Raw genomic sequence first — 20,228 nt, 5'->3', positions numbered from 1 at the left:
GCCTATCAAGCGGGGTGCGACAAACTGTCGCGAAGTTGAATTATCGAGCAGCATTGTTACAGATTCTGTAAAAGACTGTTGCTCAATAAGTCATAGTCAAGGGTTGGCGACCTATCTACAATCGCCCCCAATTTCCGTTCGGCACTGCTTGCGAGTCGCAGGATTGAAGGAAGCCTCAGCGCTCCTTTTTGCTGACTTCGTCAAGTTTCGCCCAACGGCGATACCGGGCGGACACCCCTCCGCGTTTTCCCGCACCAAATGGACTTGGTCTGAAGTACAGGCCTGTTGCCTACGAAACCATAAGCACCGCTAACCCGCTTGAAGCCAAGGTCCTGCAGTCGGACCCCAGGCAGGAGCGAGTACGGGCGCGAAATGCCTCACTTGGCAGGACGAAGTGTTGGCTACCAAAACACAAATTGCATTGAAGCAAGCTGATCTAGAGGTCGTGAGATGAGTAAAAAGCGTTACCCCAGACTGTTTGGCATATTGCCCTTTTTAGGCATGCTTTTACTCAGTGGGTGCAACTGGACCCTGCTCGACCCGAAGGGCCAGGTCGGCATTGAGCAAAAGAACCTGATCCTGATCGCTACCGGCCTGATGCTGCTGGTGGTAATCCCTGTGATCATCATGACCCTGGCGTTCGCCTGGAAGTACCGTGCTTCCAACAAGGCAGCCACCTACACTCCTGACTGGTCGCACTCGACCAAGATCGAGGCCGCGGTATGGATCATCCCGATCCTGATCATCATCGCCCTGGGTTACGTCACCTACCACTCCACCCACAAGCTGGACCCTTATCGTCCGCTGGATTCGGACGTTAAGCCGATTCAGATCGACGTGGTCGCGCTGGACTGGAAGTGGCTGTTCATCTACCCGGAGCAGGGCATTGCCACGGTCAACAAGATCGTCTTCCCGGCTAACACTCCGGTCAACTTCCGCGTCACTTCCGACGCCGTGATGAACTCGTTCTTCATCCCGGGCCTGGGCGGTCAGATCTACGCCATGGCCGGCATGACCACCAAGCTGCACCTGATCGCCAACGAAAACGGCGAATTCGACGGTATCAGCGCCAACTACAGCGGTGCTGGCTTCACCGGCATGAAATTCAAGGCTACTGCCACCTCTCAGGAAGACTTCGACAAGTGGGTCGCTGAAGTCAAGCAGTCGCCGAAGAAGCTGGACAAGGCCGAATACGACGCCTTGGCCAAACCAAGCGAAAACAACCCGGTCGCGCTGTATAGCGAGGCTTCGCCTGAGCAGTTCCAGCTGATCGTCGACAAGTACGAAGGCATGAACCGCGGTCGTAGCCACGAAGAAGCAGGCAGCAAAGATCTGGCCACAACCAAGGGTGTGGAATCGAGTATGCAACCAGCTGCCGGTGCAGAGGAGTAAGAGATGTTCGGTAAATTAAGCCTGGAGGCGATACCCTATCACGAGCCGATAGTCATGGTGACGCTTGCCATGATCGCGCTCGGCGGTATCGCTGTCGTCGGTCTTATCACCTATTTCCGCAAGTGGACCTACTTGTGGAGCGAGTGGCTGACTACTGTCGACCACAAAAAGATCGGCGTGATGTACATCATCGTCGCGATGGTCATGCTGCTGCGCGGCTTTGCCGACGCCATCATGATGCGTACCCAGCTGGCTGCCGCAACCGGCGGCTCCGAAGGCTACCTGCCGCCTGAACACTATGACCAGATCTTCACCGCTCACGGTGTGATCATGATCATCTTCATGGCGATGCCGTTCTTCACCGGCCTGATGAACCTGGCGGTTCCTCTGCAGATCGGTGCACGTGACGTTGCCTTCCCGTTCCTGAACTCCCTGAGCTTCTACCTGCTGCTGGCAGGCGTGCTGCTGGTCAACATCTCGCTGGGCGTTGGTGAATTCGCCAAGACCGGCTGGGTTGCCTATCCGCCGCTCGCGGGCATTCAGTACAGCCCTGGGGTGGGTGTCGACTACTACATCTGGGCGCTACAGCTATCCGGATTGGGTACGACGCTTACCGGCGTGAACTTCCTCGTCACCGTGATGAAGATGCGCGCACCTGGCATGAAACTGATGGACATGCCGATCTTCACCTGGACCTGCACCTGGGCCAACGTGCTGATCGTCGCTTCGTTCCCGATTCTGACTGCTGCACTCGCTCTGCTGACCGTTGACCGTTATCTGGACTTCCACATCTTCACCAACGAGCTTGGTGGGAACCCGATGATGTACGTCAACCTGTTCTGGGCGTGGGGTCACCCTGAGGTTTACATCCTGATCCTGCCGGCCTTCGGCGTGTTCTCGGAAGTAACTTCGACGTTCTCTGGCAAACGCCTGTTCGGCCACCACTCGATGATTTACGCATCGGGCGCGATCGCCATCCTCGGCTTTGCTGTATGGCTGCACCACTTCTTCACCATGGGTGCCGGCGCCAGCGTCAACACCTTCTTCGGCCTGGCGACGATGCTGATCTCCATTCCGACCGGTGTGAAGCTGTTCAACTGGCTGTTCACCATGTACCAAGGCCGTGTGCGCTTCACCGCACCGATGCTCTGGACCCTGGGCTTCATGGTCACCTTCTCCATCGGTGGCATGACCGGCGTACTGCTTGCCGTTCCGGGTGCTGACTTCGTCCTGCACAACAGCCTGTTCGTAATTGCGCACTTCCACAACGTGATCATCGGTGGCGCGGTATTCGGCTACATCGCCGGTTTCGCCTTCTGGTTCCCGAAAGCCTTCGGCTTCACCCTGAACGAGAAGTGGGGCAAAGCTGCCTTCTGGTTCTGGCTGTCGGGCTTCTACGTTGCGTTCATGCCGCTGTACGCCCTGGGCTTCATGGGCATGACCCGTCGTCTGAACCACTCCGACAACCCACTGTGGGAACCCTACCTGTACGTAGCCGTTGTCGGCGCCGTGCTGATCCTGTTCGGTATCGCTTGCCAGCTGATCCAGATCGTCGTTTCGGTCCGCGACCGCAACCAGAACCTGGACGTGACCGGCGACCCATGGGGCGGCCGTACCCTGGAATGGTCGACTTCTTCGCCACCTCCGTTCTACAACTTCGCTCACATGCCTGAGAAAGTTGGTCTGGACTGCTGGCACGAAGCCAAGGAAGCAGGCGTTGCGTACAAGGCCCCGGCCAAGTACGAAGCCATTCACATGCCGAGCAACACCGCTACCGGTCTGTTCATGGGCCTGTTCCTGACCGTCTTCGGCTTCGCCTTCATCTGGCACATCTGGTGGCTGGTTGGCGCGAGCCTGGTTGCAACCATCGCTGTCTTCGTTCGCCACGCTGCACGTGACGACCAGGGCTACATGGTTCCGGCCGAAGAAGTGGCGCGCATCGAAGGCGAGCGTATGAAAGCGCTGGCCAAAGCAGGTGCTCTGCCTGCCGGCGCACGTGTCGAATCGTTTGAGCGGGTGTAATCAATGTCCAGTCAAGTAATGCACGGCGCTGCTCATGGTCACGACCATGGGCACGACGACCACCACCACGACTCGGGCCAGATGACCGTACTGGGTTTCTGGCTGTACCTGATGACCGACTGCATCCTGTTTGCGTCGCTCTTCGCCACCTACGCGGTGCTGTCCGGCAGTTTTGCCGGCGGCCCGTCGGGTCACGACATCTTCCAGCTCGATTTCGTAGCTGTTGAAACGCTGTTCCTGCTGCTGTCCTCGATCACCTTCGGCTTCGCCATGCTGAAGATGTTCGATGGCAAGAAAGCGGGCGTACTGGGCTGGTTGGCTGTGACCTTCCTGTTCGGTGCAGGCTTCATCGCGATGGAAATCTATGAGTTCCATCACCTGATCAGCGAGGGCTTCGGCCCGCAGCGCAGTGGCTTCCTGTCGGGCTTCTTCGCCCTGGTAGGTACCCACGGTCTGCACGTGACTGCTGGTCTGATCTGGATGGCAATCATGATGTACCAGATCAACAAGCACGGCATCACGCCGACCGCCAAGACCCGCATGAGCTGCCTGAGCCTGTTCTGGCACTTCCTGGACGTGGTCTGGATCTGCGTATTCACCGTCGTTTACCTGCTGGGGGTTCTGTAATGGCTAACGCACACGACACTCATCACGAAGGTAATCACGGCAGCGTCAAGTCGTACATGATCGGTTTTGTACTGTCGATCATCCTGACTGCGATCCCGTTCGGCCTGGCCATGACTGCCAGCCTGCCGAAGAACCTGACCGTTCTGATCATTGTTGCCATGGCCGTGATCCAGGTAGTTGTTCACCTGGTTTACTTCCTGCACATGGACCGCTCGAAAGAGCAACGCAACAACGTTTCGACGTTCCTGTTCACCACCCTGGTGATCGCTCTGCTTGTCGGCCTGTCGCTGTGGATCATGTTCAGCATCCACTTCGAAATGTTGGCCAAGTGAGGTAAGACTGCATGTCCGTTAAGCACTTTATCCAAATCACCAAACCGGGGATCATTTTCGGTAACGTGCTTTCCGTGGCAGGCGGTTTCTTCCTTGCCTCGAAGGGCCATGTGGATTTCGCCCTGTTCCTGGCGGTGGTGATCGGTACTTCGCTGGTGGTTGCGTCCGGATGCGTGTTCAACAACTGCATCGACCGTGACATCGACCACAAGATGGAGCGCACCAAGAACCGTGTCATGGTTCAGGGCGGCATGTCGCTGCCCCTCGCGCTGATCTACGCCACCCTGCTCGGGGTGGCGGGTTTCAGCCTGCTGTATGTCCAGGCCAACCCGCTGTCTGCGTTCTGCGCACTGATTGGCTTTGTCGTCTACGTCGGTTTCTACAGCCTGTGGCTGAAGCGTAAATCGGTGCACGGCACCTTGGTTGGCAGCCTGTCGGGTGCCATGCCTCCGGTGATCGGCTACTGCGCCGTGAGCAACAGCTTCGACCTGGCTGCGGTAACCCTGCTGGTGATGTTCAGCCTTTGGCAGATGCCGCACAGCTTTGCCATCGCGATCTTCCGCTTCAAGGATTACAGCGCTGCCAACATTCCGGTTCTGCCGGTGGCACGTGGCATCCTCGCGGCGAAAAAGCAGATCGTGCTGTACGTGCTGGCCTTCGTGCTCGCCACCCTGATGCTTACCCTCGGCGGTTACGCCGGCCTCGGCTACCTGGCCGTGGCTGCTGCCATGGGCCTTTACTGGCTGTACATGGCCTGGGGTGGTTACAAGGCCGAGGACGACAGCAAGTGGGCCCGCAAGGTGTTCGGCTTCTCCATCCTCACCGTCACTGCATTGAGCGTGATGATGGGTGTGGACAGCCAGACCGCTGCGGATGTGCTGATGACCTACGCACGCTGAAACTGCTGCCTGTTTCACGAAAGCCCCGGCCTCTGTGCCGGGGTTTTTTTTGGTGTTTTTCCTGTGCTGGCCTCTTCGCGGGTAAACCCGCTCCTACAAGGTTCCTGTAGGAGCGGGTTTACCCGCGAAGAGGCCAGCACAGGAAAATATAAATCTCTGATTTTCAAACAATAGATCTGAAAAGTTCTAACAAAACAGGAAATTGTCCTTTACAAGTATCCTGTTCCGGCACTATCGTCTGATCCAGGCCGCCACATCGGCCAACGTCGCTCGGACGGTTCCGGGCGCTTACGTACTCAGAGGAAGCCATGGCCAACCCAGGTTCGCCGCGCCGCTTTGCGCGCATCGATCGTCTCCCCCCCTACGTCTTCAACATTACCGCCGAGCTCAAGATGGCTGCCCGCCGTCGTGGCGAGGACATCATCGACCTGAGCATGGGCAACCCCGATGGCGCCACCCCGCCGCACATCGTCGAGAAGCTGGTACAGGTCGCCCAGCGTGAAGACACCCACGGCTACTCCACGTCGCGCGGCATCCCCCGCCTGCGCCGGGCCATCTCCAACTGGTACAAGGACCGCTACGAGGTCGACATCGACCCGGAAAGCGAAGCCATCGTCACCATCGGCTCGAAAGAGGGCCTGGCCCACCTGATGCTGGCCACCCTCGACCAGGGCGATACGGTGCTGGTGCCCAATCCCAGCTACCCGATCCACATCTACGGCGCAGTGATCGCCGGTGCCCAGGTGCGTTCGGTGCCGCTGGTGCCGGGTGTGGACTTCTTCAACGAGCTTGAGCGGGCCATTCGCGAGTCCATCCCCAAGCCGAAGATGATGATCCTGGGCTTCCCGTCCAACCCGACTGCCCAGTGCGTGGAGCTGGACTTCTTCGAGCGCGTGGTGGCCCTGGCCAAGCAGTACAACGTACTGGTGGTGCATGACCTGGCCTATGCCGATATCGTCTACGACGGCTGGAAAGCCCCGTCGATCATGCAGGTGCCGGGTGCCAAGGACATTGCGGTGGAGTTCTTCACCCTGTCCAAGAGCTACAACATGGCCGGCTGGCGCATCGGCTTCATGGTCGGCAACCCCGAGCTGGTCAGCGCCCTTGCTCGGATCAAGAGCTACCACGACTATGGCACCTTCACCCCGCTACAGGTTGCAGCCATTGCCGCGCTGGAAGGCGACCAACAGTGCGTGCGCGACATTGCCGAGCAGTATCGCCAGCGCCGTAACCTGCTGGTCAAAGGGCTGCACGAACTGGGCTGGATGGTCGAGAACCCCAAGGCGTCGATGTACGTGTGGGCGAAGATCCCGCCGGAGTATGCGCACCTGGGTTCGCTGGAGTTCTCCAAGAAGCTGCTGGCCGAGGCCAAGGTCTGCGTGTCGCCGGGGATCGGCTTTGGTGACTATGGGGACGACCATGTGCGTTTTGCGTTGATCGAGAACCAGGACCGTATTCGCCAGGCCATCCGCGGGATCCGGCAAATGTTCCGGGCTGATGGTTTGGCTCGCAAGTAAGCCCGTTGGGGGCTGCGAAGCAGCCCCACCTGCCTCTTGGGTGAGCTTTCCGCCTGCCTTCTGGTTACCCGTACGCCTACCGTCAGCACTCATTTCTCACCAAAGAGATCCCCCATGAGTGTCTTCACCGCCTACTTCTGCGGCACTGGCTCGCACCGTTTCGACGACGCCAATCCCAATTTCTGGAATGGCGAGCTGGTCTCGACCCTGGCCAGCAACGACCAGAGCCGGGAATTCGCCCACTGGATCGCCGTCGACGGCCCAGGCAGCGGCAACCTTCAGGATGACAACCTGTTCGTCGAACCCGGCGGCTATTTCAACTGGACCGGCCAGCTGTTTGGCCGCGGTTGGGAGGAGAACGTCAACCATGTGCTGCAGGTCATCAAAGGCGAAAGCAGCTGGCGGCGCACCAAGCTCAGTGAGCAGGAATACGAGCGGCTGAAAGCTGCCGGTGTGCCCATTCCGGACGTGTCTTCCTCCGCCTCATGGTTCTGGCGAACCTACGACTACGGCGATCGCCACCCGACCCCGCAGGAACTGCAGGAGCGCATCATCAGCATGTTCCGCAAACCGCGCCTGCCAACCCAGGTCAATCTGGTGGGCTGGAGCAGGGGAGGGATCAGCTGCCACATGCTGGCCAATGCCATGGCGCAAGACCCGGTATTGCGCGGCATACCGGTGAACATATTTGCCATCGACCCGGTGCCTGGCGTCGGTAACCTACAGGCCGAGCGCGTAACCTTGGCGGACAATGTCAAAGAGTACGTAGGCTTCTACTCAAGGGATGAGCGCTCCAAAGGTTTTGCCTGCGTGATCCCTTCGGTCGCCAAAGAAACACGGATATGCGTTTACCCGATGCCGGGCCGCCATGCCACGCTGGTGGGCAACGCCTCGGCTGATGGCGCAGGCGATGGCAAGGTGCTGACCGAACCTGGGCTGATCGTTCGCCACTTTGCCGAGGTTTGCCTGACCCGCTGGGGCGTGCAGCTGGACAAACGTCTGGCCTTGAGCAGCTGCCAGTTGATGAAGTATCACCAGGTCATGGCGGCTGCCGACAGGCAGTATCAGGCCATGCGCAGTAAGTCCTACACGGTACTCACCGAGGGCGATGAGAACGATCGTCTGGTGCATTGTGGTGAGGCGCATACGCAATTCAGCAAGGTGCAGGGAGGTGGCTACGAGCCGAGCGCAGGCCTAGGTTTGCAACGCTGGGATGCAGAGACCTACCAGCCCATCTGCTGACTGAAAAGGGGGCGGCCGGCGAAGGTATTGGCCGTCCTTGTCCGGCAGCCGGATCAGCGGCATTTTTTTTTGCATTCCCCCTCTATCCAGCGGCCCCTGCTTGGATTAAAAATGGCGCCGCGGGCCAGCCCCGATAACAACAACCTTCCCTCCGTGACATCATGTCTGAATATAACCCTTGCCTTGACTGCGGCGCCTGCTGCGGGTACTTCCGTGTGTCCTTCTTCTGGGGCGAATGCCAGTCTGCCGGGGGCGTAGTGCCGGACGACCTGGTGGTACAGATCAACCCCACGCGCGTTGCCATGATCGGCACCGATGCCAAGCCCTGCCGCTGTGTCAGCCTTCAGGGCGAGATCGGTAAAGAGGTGGCGTGTACGATTTACGCCAACCGTTCCAGCCCGTGCCGCGAGTTTGATGCGTCGTGGGAGGGTGGGGTGCATAACCCGAGCTGTGATGATGCGCGGGCGGCGTATGGTTTGCCGCCGCTGACCCCGCCAGAGGCCAACGAGCCGCATTGGCCGGATGATGGGGCTGAGGTGGCCTGAAGTATCGATCAGCCTGACGTGGTCGATGTGTGGCCTTGTGTCGCGAAAGGGCCGCACAGCGGCCCCAGGCATCAGCGGCATCGCGAGAATTGCCAGGGCTGCTTTGCAGCCCTTTCGCGACGCAAGGCCGCTCCCACAGGTAGCGTGAAAGGCTCCTGGCCTGTAGTGAACCTGCCAGCGACGGGCTGCAAAGCTGCCCCGAGATGCCTGAACCCTGCACTTGACGTTAAACTGTCATCTCCCCAGCAATGGACAGGAGATCCGGCGTGACCCCACCCCGCAGTTTCCCCAGTGACCTCTGCCTCGACAGCCCACGCCTGCAACTGCGCCCCATGCGCCATGCCGATGCCGCGCAGTGGCTGGCGATCATGGCCGACCCCGAGGTCATGCGCTATTGGCACCATGCACCCTGGCAAGACCTGGCCGAAGCCGAGAGCGCCCTGGCCGCCGACCGCGAAGCCTATGCCAATGGCGACCAGCTCAAGCTTGGCATGTACCGCCGCGACAACGGCGAACTGATCGGCATGGTCCAGCTGTTCAACATCGACGACATTTCCCGCCGTGGCGAAATCGGCTACTGCCTGGCTAGCGCCGTGCAGGGCAGGGGCTACATGGACGAGGCTCTGACCTGCTTCATCGACTACCTCGCCCACACCCTGCACATGCGCCGCCTGGAAGGCGAAATCGATCCGCGCAACCAAGGCTCGGCACGCACCCTTGAGCGCCAGGGCTTCGTGCTGGAGGGCACCTTGCGGGCGCGCTGGTGCGTGGCGGGTGAGCTGTCCGACTCTGGCATTTACGGCTTGTTGCTCGAACCACCTGTTGCATAGTCTTACGGCGAATAGCTACTATTCGGGAACAATTCTCACTTGTGTCCCGGTGCCCCATGCCCGTAGCCGACTCACCGAGCCCGTACCCGCTAGAACAGCTGTACAGCGAGCACCATGGCTGGCTTTTCAGCTGGCTACGTCGCAAGCTGCGTTGTTCGCACAGCGCAGCCGACCTGGCCCAGGACACCTTCGTGCGCATCCTGGCCTCGCGTGATGCCTTGCTGGGCATGCGCGAGCCACGCGCCTACCTCAGTACCACTGCACGCCGCCTGTTGATCGACCGGGTGCGCCGACAGCAAATCGAAGAGGCCTACCTCAGCGAACTTGCCTTGGCTGCCGAGGCGCTGGAAGGGCACCAGTCTCCCGAAAGCATCCTCATCACCCTCGAAGCGCTGGAGCAGATCGCTTTCCTGCTGGAAGGCCTGCACGTGAATGCCCGCGAGGCCTTCGTCGGTTACTACCTGGACGACCTGACCCAGCCTCAGATTGCCAAACGCCTGCAGATTTCCCCACGCATGGTGCGCAAGTACCTGGCCCAGGCCCTGATCCATTGCCACCGCACGCTGGACATTGCCGAACCGTGAACCCCTCGCGTATCGAACAGGAAGCTGCCGAATGGGCCCTGTGCCTGGGCGAGGGTGAGCTGGATGCCGACGAGGCGCGTGAGTTCGACGCATGGCTGCAGGCCGACCCACGCCACGGCGCCACCTTGCGCCGCATGCAAGGGGTGATCAGCCAGGTGCAGGCACTGCGCGAGCAACGCGGCCCGGTGGGCGCCGGGCTGCGCGCCGGCGTACGGGTTTCGGCGCCAGGCTCGGGCGCACGGCGCACTTTGCTCGGTTTGGCCCTGGCAATCTCCTTGCTGGGCACACTGAGCCTTTCCGGTGGAACGCCGCGCGACTGGCTGGCCGACTTGCATACCGCGCCGGCGGAGTGGCGCAGCCAAACCCTGGCAGATGGCTCGCAGCTGACCTTGGCGGGCAACTCTGCCGTGGATGTGGAGTTCAGCACTGGCCAGCGGCGCATCCGCCTGCTGCATGGCCAGGTGCTGGTGGATGTCAGCCATGACCCAACGCGACCCTTCGTGATACAGACCGACGAAGGCAGCTTCAAGGCTCTGGGTACGCGCTTCGTGGTCAGCCAAGGCCACTCTCGCAGCGAGCTGACCATGCTTGAGTCCCGGGTCGAGGCGCGCACTGCCGTGTCCGGCGATCAGTTGGTCGTCGGCCCGGGCGAGCGGGCATGGGTGGCGCGTGACGGGCTTGGCCCGTTGCCGGCCATCGACCCGGCGCGGGTCGATCGAGCCTGGCAGCATCACCAGTTGGTGGCCGACGGCGTACCGCTCGACCAGGTACTCGATGCCTTGGCCGAGCAACGCCGTGGCGTGCTGCGCTTCGACCGCCAGGCAATGCAGGCGATCAAGGTGTCGGCGGTACTGCCTCTGGATGACAGCGAAAGGGCACTGCGCCTGCTGGCCGAGGCGCTGCCGATTCGTATCGGCGGCGTTGGCCGCTGGTGGACCACGGTCGAACCCGTCTCACGAGAAAATTGAGCCAGGAGGTTCCGCTTCTGCGCAGTGGCCCGTCAGACAAGAGGCCAACCGATCAAGAACAAGGAGCCGATCCACCATGCGCCGATTCCCTGGCCACCCCGTCCTCAGCCCGATAGCCCTGGCCTTGCGCCTTTCCTGTGCCGGGCTGGCCCTATCCGTTGCGGCCCTGCCGGCCGTCGCCGAGGAGGCCGCCCGCCGTAGCTTCGACGTGCCCGCCGGCAACCTGGCCCAGGCGCTTGGTAGCTATGCCCAGCAAGCCGCCGTGTCGCTGGCCTTCACCCCTGAAGCACTGGCCGGCCTGCAAAGCAACGGCCTGCATGGCCTGTATTCGGTGGACAGCGGTTTTGCCGTGTTGCTGGCCGGCAGTGGCTACCGGGTAGAGCGTAGCGAAAACGGCTACCGGCTGGTGGCCGAGCCGCAAGCGGCGGTGAGCAGTGACGCGATGGAACTTGGCGTGACCACAGTAGCCGGGCAGGGCATGGGCCAGAGTACCGAGAACACCGGCTCCTACGCACCGGGCCTGATCAGCGTTGGCTCCAAGACCCCGACCAGCCTGCGCCAGACGCCGCAATCGGTGTCGACCGTGACCCGCCAGCTGATTGAAGACCAGCAACTGACCGACATCAACCAGGCGATGAAAGTGACGCCGGGCATCGTCACCCAGAGCACCACCTTCCGCACCCAGGACTTCATCTCGCGGGGCTTCAGTATCCAGAACCTGCAGATCGACGGCGCTGCACCGCAGGCGCTGGGGACCGCCATGGGTTCGTTCTATTCATCGAACATCTTCGAACTGGCCGAGTTCGACCACATCGAGGTACTGCGTGGTACTGCTGCGTTGTATGGTGGCTCGGGTGACCCGGGTGGCATCATCAACATGGTGCGCAAGCGGCCGACTTCCTTTAACCAGCTGAAGCTGACCCTGTCGGCCGGTAGCTGGGACAACTATCGCCAGGAGTTCGACCTGTCCGGCCCGCTGGGCTGGGATGGTCGCGTGCGCGGTCGCCTGGTGATGTCCAACACCGATCGCCAGTATTTCACCGACAACCGCGCCACCGAGCGGCCGTTGGTGTATGGCGTGCTGGAGGCGGACGTTACGGACGACACCATGCTCACCTTCGGTGCTCGCTACAACAAATCCCACGAAACCGGCAGCAACAGCGCGGTGCCGCGCTACAGCAATGGTGCTGACCTGAACCTGCCACGGCATACCGGCCTGACCAAGAATTGGGCCTACCTCGACGCCACCGCGCGCGAGTACTTCGCCAAGGTGGACCACCGATTCAACGACGACTGGAAGCTCAACCTCAGCTACACCAACACTTGGGACCTTGGGCTGTTCAAGACGGCGACCACCCTGAATGCAGTAGACCCGGTGACCAATACCGGGGCGACCTGGTACGGCACCTCGACCCGCCAGGAGAACGAGCAGCACCTGTATGACGGTAACGTCTCTGGCCACTTCCAGGCCTTTGGTCTGGACCATGAAGTGGTCTTCGGCGCCGACTACCAGAAGATCGACAGCCGGTGGCTGGGCACTGCGCCTTATGCCGCCTCGGGCGCGCCGGCCAACGTGTTCGACCCCGACAGCTCGGCGTTCGACGACCCCGGCAACGGGCGTGACTACAAGCGCGACTACAGCCCCAACTCGCAACGCCAGTACGGCCTGTACGGCAGCCTGCGTTTGCAGCTGGCCGAACCCCTGCACCTGATTGTCGGTGCGCGTGCACAGCGCTTCCACTTTTGGCAGACCTACACCAACAACCTGACCTCGCCAGCAAGTATCTCCAGCCCGGAGCAGCGTATAGGCACGAAGGTCACCCCGTTCGGTGGCCTGGTCTACGACCTTGACGATCAATGGTCGACATACGCCAGCTATTCGGAAATCTACAAACCGCAGTCCAGCCGAATCAGCGGCCCTGCGCAAAGCGGTTCGCCGCTTGAGCCCATGACCGGCAAAACCTACGAAACCGGCCTCAAGGGTGAGTTGTTCAACGGCGCACTCAACGCCAGCGTGGCGCTGTACTACAGCACCCGCGAAAACGAAGCGGTGCAAGACCCGAACTTCCTGGCCACCAACGCCGGCTTCTCGGGCAGCTGCTGCTATGTGTCCAACGGTAAGGTGGTGAGCAAGGGCATCGACATGGAGCTGTCTGGCGAGCTGCTGCCGGACTGGATGCTGGTGGGGGGCTACACCTTCAACCTGAACCGCAACCGTAGCGCCGATGCACCGCTGAGCACGGTGATGCCAAAGCACCTGTTCAAGCTGTACAGCACCTACCGGCTGCCGGGTATCCTCAGCGACTTCAAGGTCGGCGGTGGCGTGCAGGTGCAAAGCGCCACGTACATGAGCGGTACAGTGAATCGCTACGACAGCAGCGGCGCGCTGGTTGAGCGAAACGTGCCGTTCGACTTCGACCAGAGCGGGTATGCGATCTGGAACGCGTTGGTCGAATACCGTGTCGATGATCACTGGAACGTCACGCTCAACGGCAACAACCTGTTCGACAAGAAGTACTACGAAACCGTGGGCACTTCGACCTATGGCAACTACTATGGTGAGCCACGCAACTTCATGGTGACCCTGCGCGGCACCTATTGAGGGTTTGGAAGCGGGGCAGGGCCTGGGTTAAGGTCGTAGGCTGTCCCGTTTTTCTCAGGAATCCCCTTTGCCCGCTTTCTACCTGAGTATCAGCCTGCTGCTGTATTTGCTCGCCCTGTTCTTCGATGGCGCGCTGATGAGCGGCGAGCGTCATATGCCGGCCCTGCAGATGCTGCTGTACGGGCCATGGGGCATGCCGTTCGGCTTGTACCAATGGTTTGCCAACCCGCTGCTGGCCCTGGCCATCCTGGCTCATCGGCGGTTTCGCCGGCTGGCCTTGCTGGCCGGGCTTGGGGCGGCGTATCTGGCTGCCAGCAGTTTTGGCATCGACCGCTTGCCGGATAACAGCAGCTATGAATTTCATGACCTTACCGGCTTTGGTGCTGGCTTCTACCTGTGGCTGGTAGCGATGGTGGTGTTTTGCCTGGGGCAAGCCTGGTTTTGCTGGAAGGCGCGAAGGGCTGACGACGTGCCAGGCTGGAACTGGCTTGATGTCGCCTTGATTGCCGCCCTGGGGGTAACGTTGTATGCAGCGACGCAAATGCCCTCGCTGCGCTTCGAGCCAGGCAAGGTGCTGATGCCCCCGGAGCAGCCGCAGACGTTTTGATACCCACAAGGAGGGTCAGCATGATCAAGCATTACCTGGCAGGCCTGGCACTGGCTTGCGTGCTACCGGTAGCGATGGCGGACGATTACACGGCGGCCTACGGGCAGTGCATGGACAAGGCCTCCAGCACCGTGGCCATGAACGCGTGCATCGGGGCCGAAACGCAAGTGCAGGACCAGCGGTTGAACCGGGTGTACAAGCAGTTGATGGGCAAGCTGGATGCCGGGCAGCAGAAGAGCCTGCGGGATGTGCAGCGCAAGTGGCTGGCCTACCGTGATGGCAATTGCCAGTTCCATGTACAGGCCAGTGGCGGGACCCTGGCGCAGCTGGAAGGTGGCAGCTGCATCATGGACATGACCCGCGACCGCGCTGCGGAGCTGGAGCGGGTGCTTAGCCCGGGGCAGTAACGCCTGTTCAGGCATGATTGGCCTACATTTGCAGGCGCGGGTTCAGTCGCGAACATCGGCTTTGCCGGTGTCATGCACCGCGTTGCCTTCTTCGCGGGTAAACCCGCTCCTACAGGGTGCTGGTTCTATTTGCGCGGTTGGCGCAGCGCCCGGGCCTTGAGGTACTCGCGTACTTCCACGGCATCCCCGGCAAACTCGATGCGCTCGGCCTTGGCTGCGCGCTGGTAGGCATACATCGGGTCGTAGTACTCGTTCAGCAAGCCTTCGATCCAGCCCCGGTGCAGGTCTACTGCGCCGCTGTGCTGCTGCTCTTCCAAGGCTTCGCGCAGCATCTCGGACAAGCGCTGATGGCGCTCTCCACCTAAACGCTTGTAGATATTGGCCATGCTCTGCAGCATGCGCTCGGCAAACAGCCGGGGACCGTCTTCTTCGCCATGCACGGCCTTGAACTCGGCGCTCAGGTTGACCACGTAGTCGCGCAGGATGCGCTCCACGCGGTTGGTGAAGCTGTCTTCAAGCCACACCAGCGGGTAATGCTGCATGCCTTGGTACAACTCCAGCGGCACCGTGCAGCTGCCAACAATGCGGCCTTCATCTTCCAGAACGAACTGCCCGATACCGCGGGCGCGCTTTTTCAGCACGTCGATTGCCAGCTGGTTTTCAAAGTCGATCTGCGCCGGTTGCGCCGTGGCGCGCTTGCCGAAACTGGAGCCGCGATGGTTGGCGTGGCCTTCAAGGTCCAGCACGTTGTCCAACTGGTGCAGCACATCGGTCTTGCCGGTACCGGTCAGTCCACCGACCAGTACGAAATCACATTGCTCCACCGCTTGCTGGGTAGTCTCCAGCAGGAAGGTACGCATGGCCTTGTAGCCGCCTTTGACACGCGGATACTGAATACCCGCCTCATCGCGCAGCCAGCCCTGCACGATCTGCGATCGCAGGCCACCACGGAAGCAGTACAGGTAACCGTCAGGGTGGGCCTTGGCAAACGCTGCCCAGGCCTCCAGACGGGCCTGCTTGGTGGCGCCACTGACCAGCTGGTGGCCCAGGGCGATGGCGGCGGCCTGGCCCTGCTGCTTGTAGCAGGTGCCGACCTTCTGCCGCTCCTGGTCGTTCATCAGCGGCAGGTTTACCACGCCAGGGAAGGCGCCTTTGGCGAATTCGACGGGGGCGCGCATGTCCATCATCGGCACGTCGTCGAGGAACAGCTGACGGAAGTCGGTGCAGTCGGGGCGCATCAGATCACCTCGACCGCATGGCTCTGTCGCTCGACCAGCTTGCCGATCGGGGACAGTTTCAGGCCCAGTTCGGCAGCCACGGTGAGGAACTCGGCTTCACCCTCCGGGGCAACAGCTACCAGCAAGCCACCGCTGGTCTGCGGGTCGCACAGCAGGTGCTTCTGGTCGTCGCTCAGGGCGCCGATCTTGTGCCCGTAGCTGTCATAGTTGCGCAGGGTTCCACCAGGGATGCAGCCTTCGGCCAGGTAGTGGTCGACGCTAGCCAGGCGTGGCACGGCGGCGTAGTTCAGGTGCGCGGTGAGGCCGCTGCCTTCGGCCAGCTCGACCAGGTGGCCGAGCAGGCCGAAGCCGGTGACGTCGGTCATGGCCTTGACCCCGTCCAGCTTGCCGAAGCGGCTGCCCGGCGTATTGAGGGTGCACATCCAGTCACGGGCCAGGCCTTGGTCTTGCACACGCAGCTTGGCCTTCTTTTCGGCAGTGGTGAGGATGCCGATGCCCAGGGGCTTGGTCAGGTACAGCTGGCAGCCCGCGCTGGCGGTGTCGTTGCGTTTGAGGTGGCGTTTACTGACCACCCCGGTGACGGCCAGGCCAAAGATCGGCTCGGGCGCGTCGATCGAGTGGCCGCCGGCCAGCGGGATACCCGCTTCGGCGCACACCGCACGGCCGCCGCGGATGACTTCGCGGGCGACTTCCGGCGGCAGCACGTTGACCGGCCAACCGAGGATGGCGATGGCCATCAGCGGGTCGCCGCCCATCGCATAGATGTCGCTGATGGCGTTGGTGGCGGCAATGCGGCCGAAGTCGTAAGGGTCATCGACGATCGGCATGAAGAAGTCGGTGGTCGAGACCACGCCGCGCTCGTCGTCCAGCGCGTACACTGCTGCATCGTCGCGCGATGCGTTGCCGACCCACAGTTTCGGGTCCAGGGCCTGGGTGCCGCTTTCGGCAAGGATCACGTCCAGCACCTTGGGGGAGATCTTGCAACCACAGCCGGCGCCATGGCTGTACTGGGTCAGGCGAATCGGCTCGCTCATACGCACCTCTGCAGGTCAAATTGTTGCGCGATTGTAGCAAAGCTGGCCTTTGGGCCCTTGCCTCTTATAATTCCCGGTGTCGGCAAATGTGTCGGCACTTCCCCGCTATTGAACCGGAGAACACCCATGCTCAACCGCCCCCTGGCGCTCGCCGCCGGCCTCGTGCTGTCTTGCTGTGCCGCTGTCGTTCAGGCCGCAGAAACCCTGCGGGTCAGCGCCATTCCCGACGAAGCGCCGACCGAACTGCAGCGCAAGTTCAAGCCTTTGGGTGAGTACCTGGCCAAGCAACTGGGCATGGAGGTGAAGTTCGTACCCGTGGCCGACTACCCGGCGGTGGTCGAGTCGCTGGCCGCAGACCGCCTCGATCTGGCCTGGCTGGGGGGCTTCACGTTCGTTCAGGTGCACCTGAAGGACCCGACCGCCACTCCACTTGTACAGCGTGAGCAGGACGCACAGTTCACCTCCAAGTTCATCACCGCCAACCCCGACGTGAAGAGCCTGAGCGATCTGAAGGGCAAGTCGTTTGCCTTCGGTTCCATTTCGTCTACTTCGGGCAGCCTGATGCCGCGTTACTTCATGCTCAAGCAGGACAATATCAAGCCTGAAGAGTACTTCAGCCGTGTGGCCTATTCTGGCGCCCATGATGCCACCGTGGCCTGGGTGCAGGCTGGCAAGGTCGATGGTGGCGTGCTGAACGCCAGCGTGTGGCAAAAGCTGGTGGATGCCGGCAAGGTCGACACCACCAAGGTGAAGGTGTTCGCCACGACCCCGACCTACTTCGACTACAACTGGACCGTGCGCGGCAACATGGACCCGGCGTTGAAACAGAAAATCAAGAAAGCCTTCCTGGACCTCGACCCGAGCAACCCGGAGCACAAGGCGATCCTTGACCTGCAGGCCGCCAGCCGCTTCATCGAGACCAAGCCTGAGAACTACAAGGGCACCGAACAAGCTGCACGCGAGGCCGGCCTGCTCAAGTGACAGCTTCGAATGCAGCAATCCATCTGCACGGTGCCAGCCTGCGCCATGGCCAGGTACGCGCGCTTGACGCGGTGAGCCTGCGGATCGCGCAGGGCGAGCGTGTCGCCATCATCGGGCCGTCGGGGGCGGGCAAGTCCAGCTTGCTGCACCTGATGGCCACGGCCGTTCAGCCCACCAGTGGGCGCCTGGAGTTGCTTGGCGAGCAGCCTTGGGCGCTGTCGGCAAGGGCACGCCAGCGACTGCGCGCGCAGGTTGGCCTGGTGCATCAGGCGCCGCCGTTGCCACCGCGTCAGCGGGTAGTGACCGCAGTGCTGGCGGGTCGCCTGGGGCAGTGGGGTACGCTGCGCGGCTTGCTCAACCTGCTGTACCCCAGCGATGTACCGGGGGCGCGCCAGGCCTTGGCCGAACTGGGCCTGGCCGACAAGCTGTTCGTGCAGTGTGGACAGTTGTCCGGTGGCCAGTTGCAGCGGGTGGGCATTGCTCGGGCGTTGTACCAGCGTCCGCAGGTGCTGCTGACCGACGAACCGGTGTCGGCCATGGACCCGGTGTTGGCCGACCACAGCCTGGCCTTGCTCAATCGCCATGCCCAGGCCACTGGCGTGACGTTGGTGGCGAGCCTGCACGCCGTAGAGCTCGCGCTGGCGCATTTTCCGCGGGTGATTGGCATTCGGGAAGGGCAGGTTGTGTTCGACTGCCCGGCCGAAGCGGTCACCGAGCAACTGCTGGACGCGCTATACGCCAACGAACAACTGGCTCCGCCGCCAACCCAGGGGCCGACCCTGACCGTGCAGATTCCGCGATGCTGAAGGCCGACGCCCGCGACCCGGCGCTGCTGCCGCGGATGCTGCTGGCCCTGTTGGCGGTAGCAGTACTGTGGCCGGCTATCCAGACAAGCGAACTGAACCCCGGGGTGCTGTTGCAGGCGGACAACCGTCAGCAGATTGCCAGCTTTACCAGCGCCTTCTGGCCGCCGGCACATGATGCCGATTTTCTTGCACTGCTGTATGAAGCCACCTTGCAGACCCTGGCCGTGGCGACTGCCGGCATGGCGCTGGCGTTGTTGTTGGCGATCCCGGCTGGCTTGCTGGCCAGCCGTGCCTTGTCCTTGCGTGCTGCTTCACGCGGCGGGCGGGCCGGGTTGTGGTCGCGACTGTTGCGCCTGCCGGTGCGCGGGCTGCTGATTTTCCTGCGTAGCGTGCCGGAGATCGTCTGGGCGTTGCTGTTCGTGCGCGCCGTGGGGCTGGGGCCGACGGCGGGCGTACTGGCTATCGCCATCACCTACAGTGGCATGCTCGGCAAGGTTTATGCCGAAATATTCGAGTCGGTCGACCAGCGCCCGGCGCATGCCTTGTTGCAGGCGGGCAGTGGCCGGCTGGCGGCGTTTTTCTACGGCATCCTGCCCAATGCTGCCTCCGAAGTGGTGTCGTACACCGTGTACCGCTGGGAGTGCGCGGTACGGGCTTCGGTGGTGATGGGCTTTGTCGGTGCTGGCGGGCTAGGCCAGCAGATCGACCTGTCGATGCGCATGTTTGCGGGTGCGCAAGTGGCGAGCATGCTGTTGACGTTCTTGTTGCTGGTGATCCTGGCCGACCTGCTCAGCCGCCTGCTGCGCTGGAGGCTGGCATGAACCGGGTGATCAACTGGGTGCTGTTGGGTGCCATCGTGTCAGCGGTGGTGGCCTCGTTCGCATACCTGGAGCTGGACCTGCACGCACTGGTCGGCAATGGCGGGCTGGGGCAGATGGGCGAGTACGCCGGGCGCTTCCTGCAGCCGGATCTGTCTGCGGGGCACCTCAAGGCGGTGTGGCGCGGGGCGCTGGAAACCCTGGCCATGTCTGGCATGGGCACCTTGTTGGCAATGGTATTGGGGATGTTGCTGGCACTGCCGGCGGCGGGTCGCTTCGGTTGGCCGTTGCAAGGGGCCGCGCGTTTGCTGCTCAATGCCTTGCGTGCCATTCCTGAACTGGTGTGGGCAGCGCTGACTGTGCTGGCGGCTGGGCTGGGGCCGAATGCCGGTACTCTGGCTTTGGCGTTGCACACCGCTGGCGTGCTGGGGCGGTTGTTTGCCGAGGCACTTGAGAATGCCCCGCCCGAGCCGGCGGCGGCGATCCGTTTGCAGGGGGGCAGCCAGGTGGCGGCGTTCTGCTTTGGTACCCTGCCCAACCTGTGGCCGCAGTTGCTGGCCTACAGCTTGTACCGCTGGGAGAACAACATCCGCATGGCCAGCGTGCTCGGGTTCGTCGGGGCGGGCGGGTTGGGGCAGATGCTGTACACCACCTTGAGCCTGTTCCAGGAGGCCCAGGCCAGCACGGTGATCATCGGTATGCTGGTGTTGGTGTTGCTGGTGGATGTGTCGAGTGATGTGTTGCGTCAGCGCTATGTGCGGGCCTGACGGAAAGCCC

The 20,228-nt window shown here is 61.9% G+C and carries 20 protein-coding genes; 18 read left to right on the top strand and 2 right to left on the bottom strand.

All coding sequences use genetic code 11. The annotated features are described in order from the left end of the window. Positions 1 to 450: 450 nt before the first annotated feature. From cyoA to C4Q27_RS07090, 14 genes are all read left to right on the top strand, one after another. Complete coding sequence (gene cyoA, locus C4Q27_RS07155; protein ID WP_003248605.1) at positions 451 to 1,392, top strand: ubiquinol oxidase subunit II; 942 nt, start codon at positions 451 to 453, stop codon at positions 1,390 to 1,392. A gap of 3 nt (positions 1,393 to 1,395) precedes the next feature. Then, on the top strand, positions 1,396 to 3,414 hold the full coding sequence (gene cyoB, locus C4Q27_RS07150; protein WP_010952047.1) for a cytochrome o ubiquinol oxidase subunit I: 2,019 nt from the start codon (positions 1,396 to 1,398) through the stop codon (positions 3,412 to 3,414). A 3-nt stretch (positions 3,415 to 3,417) separates the two neighbouring features. Beyond that, positions 3,418 to 4,041: a cytochrome o ubiquinol oxidase subunit III gene (gene cyoC / locus C4Q27_RS07145; protein WP_010952048.1), complete on the top strand. Its 624-nt coding sequence runs from the start codon at positions 3,418 to 3,420 to the stop codon at positions 4,039 to 4,041. Beyond that, positions 4,041 to 4,373, top strand: a complete 333-nt coding sequence (cyoD, locus tag C4Q27_RS07140) for a cytochrome o ubiquinol oxidase subunit IV (RefSeq protein ID WP_003248599.1) — start codon at positions 4,041 to 4,043, stop codon at positions 4,371 to 4,373. Before cyoC ends, cyoD begins: the two co-directional genes overlap by 1 nt. Before the next feature lie 11 nt (positions 4,374 to 4,384). Further along, on the top strand, positions 4,385 to 5,272 hold the full coding sequence (gene cyoE, locus C4Q27_RS07135) for a heme o synthase (protein ID WP_003248596.1): 888 nt from the start codon (positions 4,385 to 4,387) through the stop codon (positions 5,270 to 5,272). A gap of 308 nt (positions 5,273 to 5,580) precedes the next feature. Continuing rightward, on the top strand, positions 5,581 to 6,789 hold the full coding sequence (alaC, locus tag C4Q27_RS07130; RefSeq protein ID WP_004576357.1) for an alanine transaminase: 1,209 nt from the start codon (positions 5,581 to 5,583) through the stop codon (positions 6,787 to 6,789). Between the two features lie 114 nt (positions 6,790 to 6,903). Continuing rightward, positions 6,904 to 8,031, top strand: coding sequence for a hypothetical protein (locus tag C4Q27_RS07125; protein WP_104886668.1), 1,128 nt, complete (start codon positions 6,904 to 6,906; stop codon positions 8,029 to 8,031). Between the two features lie 161 nt (positions 8,032 to 8,192). Then, complete coding sequence (locus C4Q27_RS07120) at positions 8,193 to 8,576, top strand: YkgJ family cysteine cluster protein (RefSeq protein ID WP_003248590.1); 384 nt, start codon at positions 8,193 to 8,195, stop codon at positions 8,574 to 8,576. Positions 8,577 to 8,842: 266 nt separating this feature from the next. Then, on the top strand, positions 8,843 to 9,406 hold the full coding sequence (locus tag C4Q27_RS07115; RefSeq protein WP_003248588.1) for a GNAT family N-acetyltransferase: 564 nt from the start codon (positions 8,843 to 8,845) through the stop codon (positions 9,404 to 9,406). Positions 9,407 to 9,462: 56 nt separating this feature from the next. Beyond that, positions 9,463 to 9,990: a sigma-70 family RNA polymerase sigma factor gene (locus tag C4Q27_RS07110; protein ID WP_012051229.1), complete on the top strand. Its 528-nt coding sequence runs from the start codon at positions 9,463 to 9,465 to the stop codon at positions 9,988 to 9,990. Beyond that, positions 9,987 to 10,958 carry a FecR domain-containing protein gene (locus C4Q27_RS07105; RefSeq protein ID WP_104886667.1) on the top strand — a complete coding sequence of 324 codons (972 nt, stop codon included), beginning with the start codon at positions 9,987 to 9,989 and terminating at the stop codon, positions 10,956 to 10,958. The genes C4Q27_RS07110 and C4Q27_RS07105 overlap by 4 nt, the downstream gene beginning before the upstream one ends. A gap of 76 nt (positions 10,959 to 11,034) precedes the next feature. Beyond that, on the top strand, positions 11,035 to 13,560 hold the full coding sequence (locus C4Q27_RS07100; protein WP_104886666.1) for a TonB-dependent receptor: 2,526 nt from the start codon (positions 11,035 to 11,037) through the stop codon (positions 13,558 to 13,560). Between the two features lie 67 nt (positions 13,561 to 13,627). Beyond that, positions 13,628 to 14,167, top strand: a complete 540-nt coding sequence (locus tag C4Q27_RS07095; protein ID WP_064491321.1) for a hypothetical protein — start codon at positions 13,628 to 13,630, stop codon at positions 14,165 to 14,167. 20 nt (positions 14,168 to 14,187) lie between these two features. Continuing rightward, entirely contained in the window at positions 14,188 to 14,574 is a 387-nt protein-coding gene (locus C4Q27_RS07090) for a lysozyme inhibitor LprI family protein (protein WP_014589736.1), read from the top strand. Positions 14,575 to 14,699: 125 nt separating this feature from the next. On the opposite strand, the gene mnmH is transcribed toward C4Q27_RS07090, so the two are convergent. Next, positions 14,700 to 15,812, bottom strand: coding sequence for a tRNA 2-selenouridine(34) synthase MnmH (gene mnmH, locus C4Q27_RS07085; protein WP_064491322.1), 1,113 nt, complete (start codon positions 15,810 to 15,812; stop codon positions 14,700 to 14,702). Further along, a complete protein-coding gene (gene selD / locus C4Q27_RS07080) occupies positions 15,812 to 16,846 on the bottom strand; it encodes a selenide, water dikinase SelD (protein ID WP_064491323.1) in 1,035 nt (344 codons plus the stop codon). The genes mnmH and selD overlap by 1 nt, the downstream gene beginning before the upstream one ends. A 126-nt stretch (positions 16,847 to 16,972) precedes the next feature. On the opposite strand from selD, the gene C4Q27_RS07075 reads away from it, so the two are divergent. Genes C4Q27_RS07075 through phnE form a run of 4 tightly spaced genes read left to right on the top strand, consistent with a single transcriptional unit; the run spans position 16,973 to position 20,218 of the window. Next, positions 16,973 to 17,827 carry a putative selenate ABC transporter substrate-binding protein gene (locus C4Q27_RS07075; protein WP_010952054.1) on the top strand — a complete coding sequence of 285 codons (855 nt, stop codon included), beginning with the start codon at positions 16,973 to 16,975 and terminating at the stop codon, positions 17,825 to 17,827. Beyond that, on the top strand, positions 17,824 to 18,633 hold the full coding sequence (locus C4Q27_RS07070) for a phosphonate ABC transporter ATP-binding protein (protein WP_064491325.1): 810 nt from the start codon (positions 17,824 to 17,826) through the stop codon (positions 18,631 to 18,633). Before C4Q27_RS07075 ends, C4Q27_RS07070 begins: the two co-directional genes overlap by 4 nt. Continuing rightward, positions 18,627 to 19,454 carry an ABC transporter permease gene (locus C4Q27_RS07065; RefSeq protein WP_064491326.1) on the top strand — a complete coding sequence of 276 codons (828 nt, stop codon included), beginning with the start codon at positions 18,627 to 18,629 and terminating at the stop codon, positions 19,452 to 19,454. The genes C4Q27_RS07070 and C4Q27_RS07065 overlap by 7 nt, the downstream gene beginning before the upstream one ends. After that, on the top strand, positions 19,451 to 20,218 hold the full coding sequence (phnE, locus tag C4Q27_RS07060; RefSeq protein ID WP_104886665.1) for a phosphonate ABC transporter, permease protein PhnE: 768 nt from the start codon (positions 19,451 to 19,453) through the stop codon (positions 20,216 to 20,218). Before C4Q27_RS07065 ends, phnE begins: the two co-directional genes overlap by 4 nt. The last annotated feature ends 10 nt before the right edge of the window (positions 20,219 to 20,228 follow it).

The organism is Pseudomonas sp. SWI36 (assembly GCF_002948105.1).
GTDB classification, from domain to species: Bacteria; Pseudomonadota; Gammaproteobacteria; order Pseudomonadales; family Pseudomonadaceae; genus Aquipseudomonas; species Aquipseudomonas alloputida.
This window is presented reverse-complemented; position numbering and strand designations above follow the sequence as displayed.